Below are 16,420 nucleotides of genomic sequence, written 5' to 3' on the forward strand. Positions count from 1 at the left end.
CGCCCGAACCCTTACGACCCGTCCCAGAGAACACGCAACTCTTCACCCGAACCGCCATACAACGCGGCGGGATCTCGGTGGCAGGGCACGTCTACGTCCTCGGCAAAGCATGGACCGGGCAAACGATCCACGTCATCCATACCCCGAACACCGTCGAACTCTTCACCCGCGAGGGCGAAAGCCTGATACTCAAACCCTGGCCCCCACCCAAATCCGTCAAATACGAAGCCATCGCACGCCAACTCACCCACCCACACACCCGACACCACACACCCCACAAAAACTGTCCACTATGTATTGAGACCTAACTGTCCACTATGTATTGAGACAGTACAGAGCCCCATACGGGGATGAAAATGCGGTACGGGGATGCGAAACGATAAAAGTGGCCCGCCCCCACACCGGGGACGAGCCACTTCACTTTACGAGTTCAACGAACGGCTTACTTAGCCTTCTCGATGATCTCCACAAGGCGCCAGCGCTTGGTGGCGGACAGCGGACGAGTCTCCGCGATGCGCACCAAGTCGCCAATGCCGGCGGTGTTCTCTTCGTCATGAGCCTTGACCTTGGAGGTCTTGCGCATAACCTTGCCGTACAGGGCGTGCTTCACACGGTCCTCAACGGCGACCACAATGGTCTTGTTCATCTTGTCGGAAACCACGTAACCACGGCGGGTCTTGCGGTAGCCGCGACCGGTCTCCGGGTTGATGCCGGACTTGACCTGGGTTTCCTCGTTCAGCGTCTCTTCGCTCACGTTGTCACTCATTTGGCATCCTCCGAAGCACCCTCATCGGCTGCTTCCTTCTTCTTGCTAGCCTTCTTGGCCTTCTTTTCCTTGGGAGCCTCTTCGGCAACCGCTTCCACTTCGGGGCGGATACCGAGATCGCGCTCGCGAAGCACGGTGTAAATGCGCGCAATGTCACGCTTGACCGCACGCAGACGGCCGTGGTTCTCCAACTGACCAGTTGCACTTTGGAAGCGCAGGTTGAACAGCTCTTCCTTGGCCTTGCGCAACTCCTCGAGGAGCTTGTCGCGGTCAAAGCTTGCCAACTGGTCGATAGCCAGATCCTTAGTTCCTACTGCCATCTCTATTCACCACCTTCACGACGAACAATACGGGCCTTCAACGGGAGCTTGTGAATGGCCAAGCGGAGCGCCTCGCGGGCAACATCCTCTGGCACACCGGAGAGTTCAAAGAGAACCCGGCCCGGCTTCACATTGGCAACCCACCACTCCGGGGAACCCTTACCGGAACCCATACGGGTTTCGGCAGGCTTCTTGGTGAGCGGGCGGTCCGGGTAAATGTTGATCCAGACCTTACCGCCACGCTTGATGTGACGGGTCATGGCGATACGTGCAGCCTCAATCTGGCGGTTGGTCACGTATGCCGGGGACAGGGCCTGGATACCCCACTCGCCGAAGCTCACCTGCGTGCCGCCAGTTGCCTGGCCGCTGCGCTTGGGGTGGTGCTGCTTACGGAATTTTACGCGGCGTGGGATCAGCATTAGCCTTCCCCTCCTTCTGCGGCCTTCGCCTCGGTGGCTGCCGGTGCCTCGGCGGCAACGGCGGCCTCATCGGCCGGACGCTCTTCAGTACGACGGCGGCGCTCACCACCGCGGGCAGCGTCACCGCGTCCGCGGGCTGGGCGATCTCCGCGTGCCGGGCGGTCACCGCGACCGCGGGAAGGAGCAGCGGCTGCCTGGGCGGCCAGTTCCTTGTCGGTCACGTCGCCACGGTAGATCCACACCTTGACACCAATGCGGCCAAAGACGGTGTGGCTCTCGAAGAAGCCGTAGTCAATGTTGGCGCGCAGGGTGTGCAGCGGCACGCGACCTTCGCGGTAGAACTCGGTACGGCTCATTTCAGCGCCACCCAAACGGCCGGACACCTGGACACGGATGCCCTTGACGCCGGCACGCTGTGCGGACTGAATGGCCTTCTTCATGGCGCGGCGGAATGCGACACGGCTGGCGAGCTGCTCGGCAATGCCTTGAGCAACCAACTGGGCGTCGGCTTCCGGGTTCTTCACCTCAAGGATGTTGAGCTGAACCTGCTTCCCGGTGAGCTTTTCCAGCTCGCCGCGGATGCGGTCCGCTTCGGCGCCGCGGCGGCCAATCACAATACCCGGGCGGGCGGTGTGAATGTCCACGCGAACGCGGTCACGGGTGCGCTCGATCTGAACCTTGGAGATTCCGGCACGTTCCATGCCTTTAGACATCAGTTCGCGGATCTTAACGTCCTCGCGAACGAAGTCCTTGTAACGCTGACCGTCCTTGTTGCTGTCGGCGAACCAACGCGAGACGTGATCAGTGGTGATGCCCAGACGGAAACCGTGCGGGTTTACTTTCTGTCCCACTAGCGATCCTCCTCGTTATCTGGGGTGGCGACGACAACCGTGATGTGGCTGGTGCGCTTCTTGATGCGGTAGGCACGGCCCTGGGCGCGTGGCTGGAACCGCTTCATGGTCGGTCCTTCGTCAACGAATGCTTCGCTGACAAAGAGCTCGTCTTCATTGAAGGCAACGCCGTCACGGTCGGCAAGGTCGCGGGCGTTCGCTACAGCGGACGCAAGTACCTTGTAAACCGGCTCCGAAGCGCCCTGGGGGGCGAACTTCAGGATGGCCAGAGCCTCATTCGCTTGCTTTCCACGAACCAGGTTGACGACGCGCCGGGCCTTCATAGGCGTCACGCGGATGTAGCGTGCAATAGCCTTGGCTTCCATTGCTTTCCTTCTCTCGTAATTCTGCGTAAGAGTGCAGGCCCCGCGCTAGCGGCGCTTGCCCTTACGGTCGTCTTTCACATGGCCGCGGAAAGTCCGCGTGGGAGCGAATTCGCCGAGCTTGTGCCCAACCATCGCTTCGGTGACAAACACGGGAACGTGCTTGCGTCCGTCGTGTACGGCGATCGTGTGCCCGAGCATGTCGGGGATGATCATCGAACGACGTGACCACGTCTTGATGACGTTCTTGGTGCCCTTTTCGTTCTCGTTTTGCACCTTCACAAAAAGGTGCTGATCGACGAAGGGGCCTTTTTTCAGGCTGCGTGGCATGTGTCCAGGCTCCTATCGCTTGTTCTTGCCAGTACGACGGCGACGCACAATGAGTTTGTCGCTCTCTTTGTTGGGTCGGCGGGTGCGGCCCTCGGGCTTGCCGTTCGGGTTGACCGGGTGACGACCACCGGAGGTCTTACCTTCACCACCACCGTGCGGGTGGTCAACCGGGTTCATCGCGACACCGCGCACGGTCGGGCGGACGCCCTTCCAGCGCATACGGCCGGCCTTACCCCAGTTGATGTTGGACTGCTCGGCGTTGCCGACCTCGCCGACGGTGGCGCGGCAGCGCACGTCAACGTTGCGGATTTCGCCGGAAGGCAGACGCAACTGGGCGTAGCGGCCTTCCTTTGCAACCAACTGGATGGAGGATCCTGCCGAACGAGCCATTTTGGCGCCGCCGCCGGGACGCAACTCCACGGCGTGGATAACGGTACCCACGGGGATGTTGCGCAGCGGCAGGTTGTTGCCGGGCTTGATGTCCGCGCTCGGACCGGACTCGACGATGTCGCCCTGCTTGAGGCGCTCGGGAGCCACGATGTAACGCTTGGTTCCATCAACGTAGTGCAGCAGTGCAATGCGCGCGGTGCGGTTCGGGTCGTATTCGATCTCGGCTACGCGGGCGTTGACGCCGTCCTTGTCATGGCGGCGGAAGTCGATCAGACGGTACTGACGCTTGTGTCCACCACCCTTGTGACGGGTTGTGATCTTGCCGGAGTTGTTACGGCCGCCCTTTTTAGGAAGCGGACGCACCAGAGACTTCTCTGGGGTGCTCCGGGTAATTTCTACGAAGTCGGCAACGGACGAGCCACGGCGGCCCGGCGTTGTCGGCTTGAATTTACGAATTGCCATAATTTAGTCCTCGTTAAAGTGGTCTCCGCCCTAGCCGAGCGGACCGCCGAAGATGTCGATGGTGCCTTCCTTCAGGGTCACAATGGCACGCTTGGTGCTCTTACGTGCTCCCCATCCGAAACGGGTACGCTTGCGCTTACCGGCACGGTTGATGGTGTTCACCGAATCAACCTTGACAGAGAAGATCTTCTCCACTGCCAGCTTGATTTCGGTCTTGTTGGAGCGAGGATCAACCAAGAAGGTGTACTTACCTTCATCGATGAGCCCGTAGCTCTTCTCGGAAACGACCGGAGCGATGATCACATCGCGCGGGTCCTTAGCGATAGTTCCGCTCATTTGGCGTCCTCTTCCTTAGTCTTGGACTCCTTCGTGGCACCGGCCACAAAAGCGTCGTAGGCATCCTTGGTGAAGACCACGTCATCTGAGACGAGAACATCGTAAGTGTTCAGCTGATCCGGGTAGATCACGTGAACGTTCTCGAGGTTGCGCACGCTGAGCGTGGTGGTGTCATCGTTGCGGCCCACAACAACCAAGAGGTTCTTGCGCTCCGAGATGGCACCGAGTGCTTCGCGAGCTTGCTTGGTGGACGGTGCGTCGCCGGTGATGATGTTCTCCACCACGTGGATGCGATCGTGGCGAGCGCGGTCCGAGAGCGCGCCACGCAGAGCGGCGGCCTTCATTTTCTTGGGGGTCCGCTGGCTGTAGTCACGCGGAGTCGGTCCGTGGACAATACCACCGCCGGTCATGTGCGGCGCACGGATGGAGCCCTGACGAGCCCGGCCGGTACCCTTCTGCTTGAACGGCTTGCGGCCTGCACCGGACACTTCACCGCGTCCCTTGACCTTGTGGGTGCCCTGACGCTTGGCAGCGAGCTGAGCAACAACCACTTGGTGCAGCAACGGCATGTTGGTCTGTACGTCGAAGATCTCTGCGGGGAGATCAACCTTTACGGTCTTGGTAGCCATCTAGCTTATGCTCCCTTCACGGCGCTGCGTACAAGGACGACCTGGCCGCGAGCACCGGGAACGGCGCCCTTGATCAAAAGCAGCGACTTCTCCGGGTCAACAGCGTGCACCGTCAGGTTGAGGGTGGTGTGCTTGTTGTTACCCATGCGGCCTGCCATGCGCAGACCCTTGAAGACGCGGCTGGGGGTGGATGCGCCACCGATGGAACCAGGCTTGCGGTGGTTCTTGTGTGCACCGTGGGAAGCGCCCACGCCGGAGAAGCCGTGACGCTTCATCACACCGGCGAAACCCTTACCCTTGGTGGTGCCCACCACGTCAACCTTCTGTCCTGCTTCGAAAAGCTCCACAGAAAGTTCCTGGCCCGGCTCGTAGCTGTCGGCGTCTGCGGTACGCAGCTCGACAACGTGACGGCGCGGGGTGGTCTTGGCGGTCTTCTCAAAGTGGCCGGCCAGCGGCTTGGTCACCTTGCGAGGATCGATCTGTCCGTAACCGATCTGAATGGCCGAGTAGCCGTCCTTGTCCTGCGAACGCAGTTGGGTGACGACGTTGGAGTCGGCCTGAACCACGGTCACGGGGATCAGGTTGTTGTTTTCATCCCAGACCTGGGTCATGCCGAGCTTTTTGCCCAGCAGGCCCTTGACCTGGCGCGTAAGGTGGTGAGTCATTTTTCTTATCCCCTTCCCTTACAGCTTGATTTCGATGTTCACGTCCGCCGGCAGGTCAAGACGCATGAGCGAATCGACGGCCTTTGGCGTGGGGTCAATAATGTCGATCAGACGCTTGTGAGTACGCATTTCGAAGTGCTCACGGCTGTCCTTGTATTTGTGCGGTGAACGGATGACAACGTACACGTTCTTCTCCGTGGGCAGCGGCACCGGGCCAACCACCGTAGCGCCTGCGCGCGTCACCGTCTCAACGATCTTCCGTGCCGAAGTGTCAATGACCTCGTGGTCATAGCTCTTCAGCCGGATGCGGATTTTCTGTCCCGCCATCTGTCTCGACTCTCTTTCAGTAAGTACTGCTGTTGTTGTAGTACGTGCGGTGTGACATTGACCCGCTGTGCAATGTGATGATTGCGCCACTGCCCTGAACAGACTGAATCCGGATAAATCCGGGTTCCTCACCCTGCCGAGCCTCCGACCCCCGCGCTCGGGCGTGTCGCGCTTTCGAAGGCGCAGATCACCCGTGCAATTTGAGGTGGGTTATATTTGGTCCCTTCACGCAAGGCGCGCGAGAGCGCTTGAACAACTCAACTAGTCTGCCAGATCAGGGCTGTGCGGCGCAAATCCACGGCCGGAGCAGCCCCGGGCACGCCGCTCCCGGCACCGTCGGCGACGCCCCGGCTACTGTTCGCCTTTATTGGCACGGCGAATACGCTTGGCCCGATCGATTTCATGCCGGAAGTACTTCCGACCCCAGAGCACGAGCGCACCCACGCCGACAACTACGGCAAGGACGATCAGAATTTCCATGGCGGTTTCTCCCGAGGGTTTTCGTCGCTTACTTAGCCAAAGACCCTTGCTTAGCGTTAAGCGCGCAGGTGACCGGGCCGCCGTCGTACTTCAATTCGGCCTTGGTCTCCCAATCGCGTTCTTCGCCGGCGGGCACCTGCTGCAGGGTTTGCACGCCGCGCGCCACCACGTCCGAGCGTTCGGTTATCCAACTCACCGTCAGCACAATGTCTTGCGGCGAATCGCTGGCGTTCTTCACCTTGCCCTTGGCGACAACTTCACCCGGGTTGGTGGTGCACTCATCCATCGTGGTGTTGGCGCGAATACCCTTGGCACCGTCCTGCAGATCAGGGGCCTTGGTCAACTCCGGGGAGATGACACCGGTCTCCTGCGGGCCGGAGGTTGCCGTTTTTTCTGCGTCGGGATTGTCGCCGCCGGTGCACGCCGCCAGCGACAGCGATCCGGCGAGGATCAGGGTCATGACGGAAGCGGTTTTGAGCTGCGGACGCAGTTTCATTCGGCGGTTCTCCTTCGCTTAGCTAGGGCGGTGATCACTATACCAGCCGCAATCAGGAGCAGGCTGACAAGTAGGGCGGTGGCGATGCGGGCGCCGGTGTCCGGCAGATCGTCGCTTGGCCGTTCGGTGTTGATGACAACCTCGTCCGGCAGGCTGGTGATCGGCTTGTCGTCCGGCGTGGTCGCAGTGACGGTGGCGCTGTTGCGCACCGAACCGCGGTCCACGTCGGCCTTGGTGACCCGGTACTCGCCCGAGGTGCAGGTAATGCTTGCACCCGGTGCGACGCTCGTGCTCTCACACGTGACGCGCACTCCGGCCGCGTCCAGCATCGCGTCATTGACGGTGATGTTGGTGACGGTGCGCGGGCTATCGTTGCGCACGTCGAAGGCGTAGATAATGCCATCGCCCTCGTTGAGCTTATTGTCGCCGTTGTGATCCAGCACGCGCTCGATCCGCTTGGTCACCACGACCGCGCCGTCACCGACCCCAAGGCCCGTAGTGATGCTCGACGGCGGTGAGGTCACCTCGTTACCGGAAGGATCAGTTCCCGAAGCGGTTGCCGTGTTGGACACGGTTCCGGCATCGATATCCGCTTGGGTGAGCGTGTAGTCGCCAGCACAGGTGGTGCTCGCTGCCGGTTCCAGGGTGGCAGTCGGGCAGGTGACATCAAGTAGTGCGTCGTTGATCGCGAGGTTCGTGATCGTCATCGAGCCGGTGTTGGTCACGTCGAACTCGTAGCGCAGGGTGTCACCGGCGTCAACGCGTCCGTTGCCGTTGGCGTCTGTCACTCCCGCGGCGCGCTTCACAAGGGCCAAGCCCGGTGTGTTCGGCAGCGGCGTGGTCACCGTTGACGGATCCGAGGTGTTCTTGGCGCCTGTGGGGTCCGTTCCGGAAACCGTGGCGGTGTTGGTGACACTGCCGGCGTCAATATCGGCCTGGGTCAGCGTGTAGGTACCGGCGCAGGTGAAGCTCTCGCCTGGTGCCGCGCTGGTCCTTTCACATGCGATGCCCGGAACCTTCACATCCTGAATCGCGATGTTGTCCATCGTGACCGTTCCGGTATTGGTCACCTCGAATGTGTACTCGATGGTGTCACCGGCATCCAGTTGTCCGTTGCCATTGGCATCGACCGGATCGCCTGCACGCTTCTCCACGGTCAGCTCCGGTGTTGGCGGAAGCGGGGTCTCCACAGTGGACGGCGGCGAGTCGATGGAGTTGCCGTCGGGGTCCGTGCCGCCCGCGGTCGCGGTGTTGCTGGTAGCCCCGGCGTCAATGTCCTCTTGGGTGAGGGTGTACGTGGCCTGGCACTCCATGGACTCCCCTGGCGCCAGTTCCGTTGCCGGACACTGGATGCCTGGGAGCTTGGCGTCGTTCACGGCGACGTCCCTGATGGTGACGGAACCGTTGTTACTCACCGCGAAGGTGTATTCGATGGTGTCACCGGCGTCGAGGCGGCCGCTGTTATTCGCATCCTGTGGCTCCCCTGCCGTCTTGACGACCTGGAGACTCGGTTCCTTGGCAATGTGGGTGAACTCGGTGTCATCCGGTGAGGTCACCTCATTGCCTGCAGGGTCCTTGCCACTCGCGTTTGCGGTGTTGACCACAAGCCCGGTGTTCACGTCATCCTGCGTGAGGGTGTAGTTGCCGGTGCAGTCCATGGACTCACCCGGAGCCAGGGAATCCTGCGGGCAGCTGACGTTCGGTACCAGCGCATCGTTGATGGCAATACCGTTCACGGTCACCGCGCCGTTGTTCGTCACGGCGAAGGTGTACTCAATGGTGTCACCGGCATCGACGCGCCCGTTGTTATTGGCATCGGTGACGCCGTTGCTGCTCTTGTCCAGGGTGAGGCCGGGCTCGGTGGGAACCTCGGTAATCTCCCGCGACGGCGGTGAATCCGTGCCGTTGCCGTTCGGGTCCGTGCCGCTGACGGTGGCGGTGTTGACCACGCGGCCATTGTCGATGTCGGCCTGGGTCAACGTGTAGGAGCCGGTGCAGGTCATGGACTCTCCCGGAGTGAGAGTGTCCTGCGGGCACTCGACGTTGGCGATCTTCGGATCGTTGACCGTGATGCCGTTCATCGTGACCGAGCCGTTGTTGGTGACGACGAACTCATAGTTGATGGTGTCACCGGCATCAATGCGGCCGCTGTCATTACTGTCCACGACACCGGTGGAGTTCTTGATGACCTCCATACGCGGTTGGCCGGGGATTTCGGTGATCTCGGTGTCACGCGGCGACTCGGTTCCATTGCCCGCCGGGTCCTGTCCGCTAGCGGTAGCACTGTTGGCGACACGGCCGTTGTCCATGTCGGCTTGTGTCAACGTGTAGCTTCCGGTGCAGGTCATCGTCTCGCCTGGCGCCAATGCGTCCTGCGGGCAGGTCGCGTTAGCGATCAGCGGGTCGTTGATACGGATTCCACTCACCGTCACCGAACCGGTGTTGGCCACATCGAAGGTGTACTCGATGGTGTCACCCGCATCCACCCTGCCGCTGCCGTTGCTGTCCACGACTCCCGTGGACTTTTTGTCCATGGACAGGGCCGGTGCAGTGGGGATTGGCGTGGTGATCGCCGAGGGGTCGGACTCGATGCCGTTGCCGCTCGGATCCTGACCGGTCGCGGTCGCCGAATTCTCGACGCTACCGCGATCCAGGTCCTCTTGGGTCAGCGTGTAGGACCCGGTGCACGTCATGGATTCGCCCGGTGCCAGCCCGTCCTGCGGGCAGCTCACGTTCGGAACCTTGGCGTCGTTGACCTGGATGCGCGTCATGTTGACGGCACCGGTGTTGGTCACTTCGAACGCGTAGTCGATGCGATCGCCTGCGTCGATACGGCCGGAACCGTTTGCATCGACAACCCCAGTCGCACTCTTGACAATGCCCAAGCTCGGTTCTGTCGGTTCCGGTGTGGTGATCTCCGAGGGGTTGGACTCGGTGTCCTTGCCCGCCGGGTCCTTGCCGGACACGGTTGCCGAGTTGCTCACACTGCCCGCGTCAATGTCAGCCTGGGTCAGGGTGTACGCGCCGGTACAGGTCATAGACTCGCCCGGAGCCAGGCCGTCCTGCGGGCAGAACACGTTGGGCACCTTGGCATCATTGATCTGGATACCGGTCATGGTGACCGCACCGGTGTTGGTGACCTCGAAGGAGTACTCGATTTGGTCACCGGCATCGATCCGTCCGCTGCTGTTCGTGTCGACAACGCCTGTGGCGCTCTTGTTGACGTTTAGCGACGGCTCGGTGGGGACCGGGGTGGTGATGCGGGACTCGTCGGACTCGGTGGACTCGCCCGCAGGATCGGTTCCAGAGGCGGTGGCGGCGTTCGTGACGCTACCCGCGTCAACGTCCTTCTGCACCAGCGTGTAGGTACCCTGGCACTCCATGCTCGCACCCGGCACCAGTGTGTCGCTCGGGCAGCTGATGGCTGGTACCTTCGGGTCATTGACCGTGATGTTGTTCATTGTCACGGCCCCGGTATTTTCCACCGTAAAGGTGTAATCAATCGTGTCGCCGGCGTCGATGCGACCCGAGTTATTGGTGTCGATCGGACCATTTGCTGTCTTGACGATGGAAAGCTCGCCGGTCGCCGGGAGCGGCACGGTGGCATCGTCCGGGTCGGAGTCAATGGTGCCGCGGCCGTTGGGCAGATCCGCGGTAGCGATCGCCGTGTTCTCCACCGTTCCGGCGTCCATGTCTTCCTGGGTCACCACATAGCTGGCGGTGCAATCCGCGCTTTGTCCGGGTTCTAGGACCTGCACAGGACAGGCCAGACCGCTCACCATGGGGTCATTGATCCGGATGTTCGCGAGCGTCGTGTTGCCGGTGTTGGTCACGGTGAACGTGTAGTAGATCGTGTCACCGGCGTCAACGCGTCCGCTGCTGTTGGTATCTTGCGGGGCGCTCGCGCTCTTATCCACGCTGATGCCATCGGCAGCTGGCAACTCGATCGACTCGCCGCCCGGCAAGGAGGTCACCGGCGGCTCGCCGGAGGGATTGCCTGTCGCCGTGGCCACGTTGTCGACCTTTTGCGCGTCAATCTCAGCCTGCGTCACGGCGTATTCACCCGTACAGGTCGTGGACGCGCCGGGCCGCAGGGTTGTCGCCTCGCAGGTAATGTCGCTGATCTTGGGATCGTTGACAGTAATACCGTTCAAGATGCGGGTACCGGTGTTTGTCACAGTGAACGTGTAGGTGATGATTTCACCGGCGTCCACGCGTCCGTTGTCGTTCGCATCTGCGGGAGCCGTGCCGCTCTTGGCAATCTCAATCTCCGCGCTGCCGACTACAGGCACCGTCTCAGTATCAGGCTCTGAAGTGACATCTTCGCCGCGCGGGTTCTTGCCCGTTGCGGTTGCCTCGTTGACAACCTGACCGGCTTCAATGTCGTCCTGAGTGATCGTGTAGGTACCGGTACAGGTCACGTTCTCACCGGGAACCAAAACCGTATCCGGGCAGTCGACCGCGCCGATCTTCGGATCATTGACGGTGATGCCGGTAATGGTCTGCGTTCCGGTGTTTGTCACCACGAACGAGTAATCGATCGTGTCGCCCTCATCGAGGCGCCCGGATTCATTGGCATCTACCGGTGCCGTGGCACTCTTGTCGATGCTCAGCGTGCCGGTTCCCGGGATCGGAGTGGTGATGCCCGAATCATCGGTGACATTCTCACCCTTCGGCGACGTTGAGTTAACGCTCGCGGTGTTGACGATTTCACCGGCATCCACATCATCCTGGGAAATGGTGTATATCGCGTAGCACGTCATCGAGGCGCCTGGCGCAAGCCCGCTCGACGGGCAATCGACGGGGCCAACCTTCGTATCGGTGACCACGATATTGCGTAGCCACGTGTTTCCGCGGTTCTCAACAACGAAGGAGTAGGTGATGGTGTCGCCCGCGTCCACGCGACCATTATTGTTCGCATCCACGGGATCCGCAGCGGACTTCTCCAGATTGATGGCGTTATTCTGCTCGATTTCAACGGTGTTATCGTCAGGCAGCGAACGCACCTCATTGCCGGAAGGATTGGTGCCGGTGGCGTAGGCGTCGTTGTAGACCTGTCCTGCGTCAATATCGGACTGAGTCACCGCGTATGTGCCGGTACAGGTCGTGGACGCGCCCGGACGCAAGGTCGTTGCCTCGCATGTCACCTCGGGAACCAACTGGTCATTGACGGCAATATTGCGCAATGTGGTGGTGCCATTGTTCGTCACGCGGAAGGTATAGGTAATGACCTCGCCCTCATCCACACGGCCATTATTATTGGCATCCTCCGGTTCGCTCGCCGACTTCTCAATCGCGAGATCCTCGGAAGCCTCGAGAACAACAATGTCAGTACTCGGGTCAGAGGTTACGCCGTCGCCGTTAGGAGCGGAACCGCTTGCGGTCGCGGTGTTCTCCACTTCGCCTGCGTCCATGTCGTCCTGAGTAATGACGTAGGTCGCAGTGCAGGTGGTGGCCTGACCGGGTTCAAGCGTGCTGACCGGGCACTTCACGGCGCCGACCTTCGGATCGTCGACCGAAATGCCAGTTAGCGTGGTGGTCCCGGTATTGGTGACCACAAAGGTGTAGGCAATGGTGTCGTTTTCGTCGACCCGGCCGTTACCGTTAGCGTCGCTCGGCACGTCGCCGTTCTTCAGAATGCTGAGACCGTTGGAATTGGGCAGCTCGCGGCGATCGTCATCGCCACCGCGCACCGGATCTCCGCCACCCGGAGGAACAACGACGGCGTTAGCCGAGTTCTCCACGAACCCGCGGTTCATATCGGCTTGAGTGATCGTATAGGTACCGGTGCAGGTCGTCTCGGCATTGGGCTCAAGCTCGGTGGCTTCGCAGGTGATGCCGGTCGGAATATTGCTGTCTTCAATACGGACGCCGGTCACCGAGGTGTTGCCGGTGTTCTTGACCACGAAAGTGTACGTGATCGTGTCGCCAGCATCCAGGCGTCCGCTGTTGTTCGCGTCCTCGGGTTCTGCCGACGTCTTGTTCAGTGTCACCGAGGTGATGCGCTCAAGCGGTGTCGTTTCCTTGGCCGGAGGCGAAGTCACCTCGCTGCCGTCGGGAGCAATCGCGTTGACCGTAGCCGTGTTCTCCACGACACCGGCGTTGATGTCGTCCTGCGAAATGGTGTAGGTACCGCGGCAGGTCGTGGTGGCCTCGGGAGCCAAACTCGTCTGCTCGCAGGAGATGTTAGCGATCTTGGGGTCATCGACGGCGACTGAATTCACTGTCACTGTTGAGGTGTTCTTGACCGTAAAGACATAGTCAATGGTGTCGCCGGCGTCAATCCGGCCGGAGCCGTTACTGTCCGCAGGGCCCTGGGATTCCTTGGTCAATTCCAAACTGGTGTCTGGGACCAGAGGGGTGGAGGTGTCGTCAGGTCCGCCGCTGACGGTTTCGTCTTGTGGGTTGGCGGCGGTGCCGGTCGCGCTATTGTCCACCGTTCCGGCATCCATGTCTGGCTGCGTGATGGTGTAGACCACGGTGCAGCTCACACGCTCACCCGGACCGAATGCGGTATCTGGGCACTGAACCGGACCAACCTTGTTGTCGCCGACCTCGACCTTGGACAACGTGGTGGTACCGGTGTTGACGAAGGTAAAGGTGTAGGTGATGGTGTCGCCAGCGTCCACACGGCCAGACTCGTTGGCATCAACAATGGAGCCGGCGGCCTTGTCGAAGGAGAAGGAATCGATGACGTCCAACGGTGTGTTGGTGGAATCCTCGTTGGAGAACGCGCCGCCGAAGTTTGCCGTGTCGGCAACTGCGACCGCCTTATTCACAATCTCGGTCTGAGAGTCCATGTCCTCCTGCGAGATGGTGTAAGAGCCATAGCAGTTGGTGGTCTCTGTGGGCTCCAAGGAGGTGGCATCACAGGTGATGTTGTCCAAAAGCGGGTCATCGATCCGCAGGTTGCTTATCGAGACGTTTCCGGTGTTCTCCACCGCAAACTTGTAGTAGATCACGTCCAGAGCGTCGGTGCGGTCATTGCCATTGACGTCGTCAACTCGCTCTACGGTCTTCTCCAGCGACAGCGTGCCGACCGGTTGCATATCAACGGTCGCGTTGGCTTCCGGAGATTCCACGCCGCCGCGATCGCCCGGCAGTGTGCCGCTGGCTGTTGCGGTGTTGTCAACAGTTCCGGCGTTCACATCATCCTGGGTGATGGTGTACGTCGCCTCGCAGTAAACCGTTGCTCCCGGCGCCACTGGGGCGCTCGGGCAGGCGATCGTGACGCCCGCGGCTTTGAGCATCGGGTCATTGATCGTCAGCGCGCTGACTGTGAGGTTTCCGGTATTGGTCACTTCAAAGACGTAGTCGATGGTGTCATTGGCGTCGCGGCGACCGGTGTTATTGGCGTCGTTGTACGTCGCGGTCTTGCGCAAGTCCAAGGATCCGGCGACGTTCTCGAGAGTGACACGCTCGTCATCGGTGCTACGCACTTCGCCACCCGGCTGGGGGTTAGCAATCGCGGTCGCGGTGTTGTCGACATAGCCGAGGTCAATATCGGGCTGTTGCAGCGTGTAGGTTCCGGTGCACTCGGTCGACTCGCCGACCCCGAGTGTTGTCGCCTCGCAGGTGACGTCGGTGACCTTCGGATCCTCAATGCGCAGTCCTTCGAGGGTGGTGACACCGGTGTTCTTGACCGAGAAGGTGTAGGTGATAACTTCACCCTTATCCGGACGGTTGTTGTTATCCACATCCGCCGGCTGGGCACCGGTCTTGACCATCTCGATGCCCGAAACGGGGTTCAAGTCCCGCTCGTCGGTATCGCCAGGTAGCGTCACCGGATCGGTTTGACCGCCCGGAGTGGTCACGAGGCTTGCCGTATTGGTGACCTTGCCGTTGTCGATGTCGTCTTGGGTCAAGGTGTAGATCGCGGTACAGGTGGTCTTTTCACCCGGTTCCAGGGTGGTCGATTCACACTGGACGCCTTGCACCTTGGCGTCGTCAATCGAGATGTCGGTCAGCGTCACGTTACCGGTGTTCTCAATTGTGAACGTGTACTCGATCGTGTCATTGGCGCTCGTGCCTGCCGGTGCGGCGACGTCGTTGGGCTCACCCGAGGTCTTATCTACCGTTGCCGAAACGACGCGATCCAACTGCGTGTTCGTGGAGCTACCGGTCGAGGTGATCTCCTCACCCGGATCGCCCGGCAAAGTACCGGTCGCGGTTGCAGTGTTGCGCACGGCACCGTTATTGATATTGGCCTGAGTGATCTCATAGGTCGCCGTGCAGATTGCCTTACCGCCCGGAGCAATGGTCGTGGTGTCGCACTCGTAGTTATCGCCAATGAGCGGATCATTGATGCGAATGTTGGACAGTGTCCGGTTACCGAGATTGTTCACCTCGAAGGTGTAGCGAATCGTTTCGCCCTCATCGGCTCGGCCGTTGCCGTTCGCGTCGTTGTAGTCTCCAGCGCTCTTGAAGATCGTGATGCGGTCGTCGCTATCGAGCGGAACCACTACTTCATTACTCGAGTTCGTGGCTTCGCCGCCCTGGGTGGACTGGCCACTCACCTCAGCGGTGTTGGTGACGTTCCCGGCGTCCATGTCCGGCTGAGTGATCGTGTACGTCGCGGTGCACTCGGTGCTCTGCCCCGGTTCCAGCGTGTCCAGGCCGCAACTGATAGTCCCGTCGATCTTAGCGTCGGTGACCTTAATGTCGCGCAGAATGGTGTTACCAGTGTTGGTGACCACGAACGTGTAGTCGATGGTGTCGCCCTCGTCGGTGCGCTTGGTGTTGTTCGTGTCGCTTGGCGCGTTGCCCGACTTCTCGATCGTGATCCCGGGCTCTGCGGTCAGCGGCGTCTCGACCTCGTTCGAGGTCACCGGCCCGACTGGGTCACCGGAGGGGTCCACCGCTGAAACGGTGGCCGTGTTAACGATCTCGGACTTGTCCATATCCTCGGGCGTGAGGGTATAAGTCGCGTTACAGGTGGTGCTTTGTCCCGGTGCCAAGCTTGTGGTGGGGCATTGGATGTCACCGGAAATGAGCGGATCCGAAATGCCGATGAGGGTCAGCGAGGTGTTTCCCGTATTAGTGACGGTGAACGTGTAATCAATGGTGTCACCAGCGTCATCGCGTCCGGTGCCGTTGGTGTCATTCACACCACTGGATTCCTTGTCCAAGCTCATGCCCGGTTCGCGCTCCAGCACCACGGTATCGGCGGAATCTTCGCGCTCAATGGCGTCGCCCGACGGTGGGCGCATCGATGCGGTCGCGGTGTTATCAACCTGTCCCGCGTCGATGTCTGCCTGGGTGATCACGTAAGTGGCAGTACAGGTGAAAGTGTCACCCGGGTCCGCCCTCGTCGTCGTACATTGCACTGCACCGACCTTCGGGTCGGTGATGCTCAATTCATTGAGCGTCACGTTGCCGGTATTGACGATCGTGAAGGTGTAGTCGATGGTGTCGCCGACGTCGACGCGGTTGTTGTCGCCGAGGTTCGGTTCGCCAGCGGTCTTCTCGAAGGTGTAGTCCGGGCTCGCGGGGAGCTCGGTGGTGACCGAATCGCTGTCGGATTGCGGGTTGCCCTCCGAGTCGGTGGCATCTGCACGCGTTGTTGGTGACCGAGCCACGATCGATGT

Annotated in this window: 15 protein-coding genes; 1 reads left to right on the plus strand and 14 read right to left on the minus strand. The window is 60.8% G+C overall.

Features of this window, described 5'->3' with window-relative positions; genetic code table 11:
- Positions 1-308, plus strand: a 308-nt coding sequence (locus O148_RS18000) for a hypothetical protein (protein WP_205618192.1), incomplete at its 5' end; no start/stop codon positions are given.
- Positions 309-442: 134 nt separating this feature from the next.
- Here O148_RS18000 and rpsQ read toward each other — a convergent pair.
- The 14 genes from rpsQ to O148_RS17830 all read right to left on the minus strand — a co-directional run bounded on the left by rpsQ (position 443) and on the right by O148_RS17830 (position 16,411).
- Positions 443-766 (minus strand): 30S ribosomal protein S17, encoded by a 324-nt coding sequence (rpsQ, locus tag O148_RS0112645; RefSeq protein ID WP_240470869.1) that lies wholly within the window; start codon positions 764-766, stop codon positions 443-445.
- Positions 763-1,086, minus strand: coding sequence for a 50S ribosomal protein L29 (gene rpmC / locus O148_RS0112650; RefSeq protein WP_026531214.1), 324 nt, complete (start codon positions 1,084-1,086; stop codon positions 763-765). Before rpmC ends, rpsQ begins: the two co-directional genes overlap by 4 nt.
- Before the next feature lie 2 nt (positions 1,087-1,088).
- Positions 1,089-1,505: a 50S ribosomal protein L16 gene (rplP, locus tag O148_RS0112655; protein WP_026531215.1), complete on the minus strand. Its 417-nt coding sequence runs from the start codon at positions 1,503-1,505 to the stop codon at positions 1,089-1,091.
- On the minus strand, positions 1,505-2,356 hold the full coding sequence (rpsC, locus tag O148_RS0112660; protein WP_026531216.1) for a 30S ribosomal protein S3: 852 nt from the start codon (positions 2,354-2,356) through the stop codon (positions 1,505-1,507). The genes rplP and rpsC overlap by 1 nt, the downstream gene beginning before the upstream one ends.
- Positions 2,356-2,721, minus strand: coding sequence for a 50S ribosomal protein L22 (rplV, locus tag O148_RS0112665; RefSeq protein WP_026531217.1), 366 nt, complete (start codon positions 2,719-2,721; stop codon positions 2,356-2,358). The genes rpsC and rplV overlap by 1 nt, the downstream gene beginning before the upstream one ends.
- Before the next feature lie 45 nt (positions 2,722-2,766).
- On the minus strand, positions 2,767-3,048 hold the full coding sequence (gene rpsS / locus O148_RS0112670; RefSeq protein ID WP_026531218.1) for a 30S ribosomal protein S19: 282 nt from the start codon (positions 3,046-3,048) through the stop codon (positions 2,767-2,769).
- A 12-nt stretch (positions 3,049-3,060) separates the two neighbouring features.
- A complete protein-coding gene (rplB, locus tag O148_RS0112675) occupies positions 3,061-3,900 on the minus strand; it encodes a 50S ribosomal protein L2 (protein WP_026531219.1) in 840 nt (279 codons plus the stop codon).
- Between the two features lie 30 nt (positions 3,901-3,930).
- A complete protein-coding gene (rplW, locus tag O148_RS0112680; protein ID WP_026531220.1) occupies positions 3,931-4,236 on the minus strand; it encodes a 50S ribosomal protein L23 in 306 nt (101 codons plus the stop codon).
- Positions 4,233-4,865, minus strand: coding sequence for a 50S ribosomal protein L4 (rplD, locus tag O148_RS0112685; protein ID WP_026531221.1), 633 nt, complete (start codon positions 4,863-4,865; stop codon positions 4,233-4,235). Before rplD ends, rplW begins: the two co-directional genes overlap by 4 nt.
- A gap of 5 nt (positions 4,866-4,870) precedes the next feature.
- Entirely contained in the window at positions 4,871-5,530 is a 660-nt protein-coding gene (gene rplC / locus O148_RS0112690) for a 50S ribosomal protein L3 (protein ID WP_026531222.1), read from the minus strand.
- Positions 5,531-5,548: 18 nt separating this feature from the next.
- Entirely contained in the window at positions 5,549-5,857 is a 309-nt protein-coding gene (rpsJ, locus tag O148_RS0112695; RefSeq protein ID WP_026531223.1) for a 30S ribosomal protein S10, read from the minus strand.
- Between the two features lie 351 nt (positions 5,858-6,208).
- A complete protein-coding gene (locus O148_RS18200; protein WP_276203073.1) occupies positions 6,209-6,337 on the minus strand; it encodes a hypothetical protein in 129 nt (42 codons plus the stop codon).
- Between the two features lie 28 nt (positions 6,338-6,365).
- Complete coding sequence (locus tag O148_RS0112705; protein ID WP_026531224.1) at positions 6,366-6,833, minus strand: hypothetical protein; 468 nt, start codon at positions 6,831-6,833, stop codon at positions 6,366-6,368.
- The gene (locus O148_RS17830) at positions 6,830-16,411 is read right to left on the minus strand and encodes a DUF7507 domain-containing protein (RefSeq protein ID WP_026531225.1); all 9,582 of its coding nucleotides are present in this window, start codon (positions 16,409-16,411) and stop codon (positions 6,830-6,832) included. Before O148_RS17830 ends, O148_RS0112705 begins: the two co-directional genes overlap by 4 nt.
- Between the last annotated feature and the right edge of the window lie 9 nt (positions 16,412-16,420).

It is taken from the genome of Haematomicrobium sanguinis DSM 21259 (assembly GCF_000688395.1).
Lineage (GTDB): Bacteria > Actinomycetota > Actinomycetes > Actinomycetales > Micrococcaceae > Haematomicrobium > Haematomicrobium sanguinis.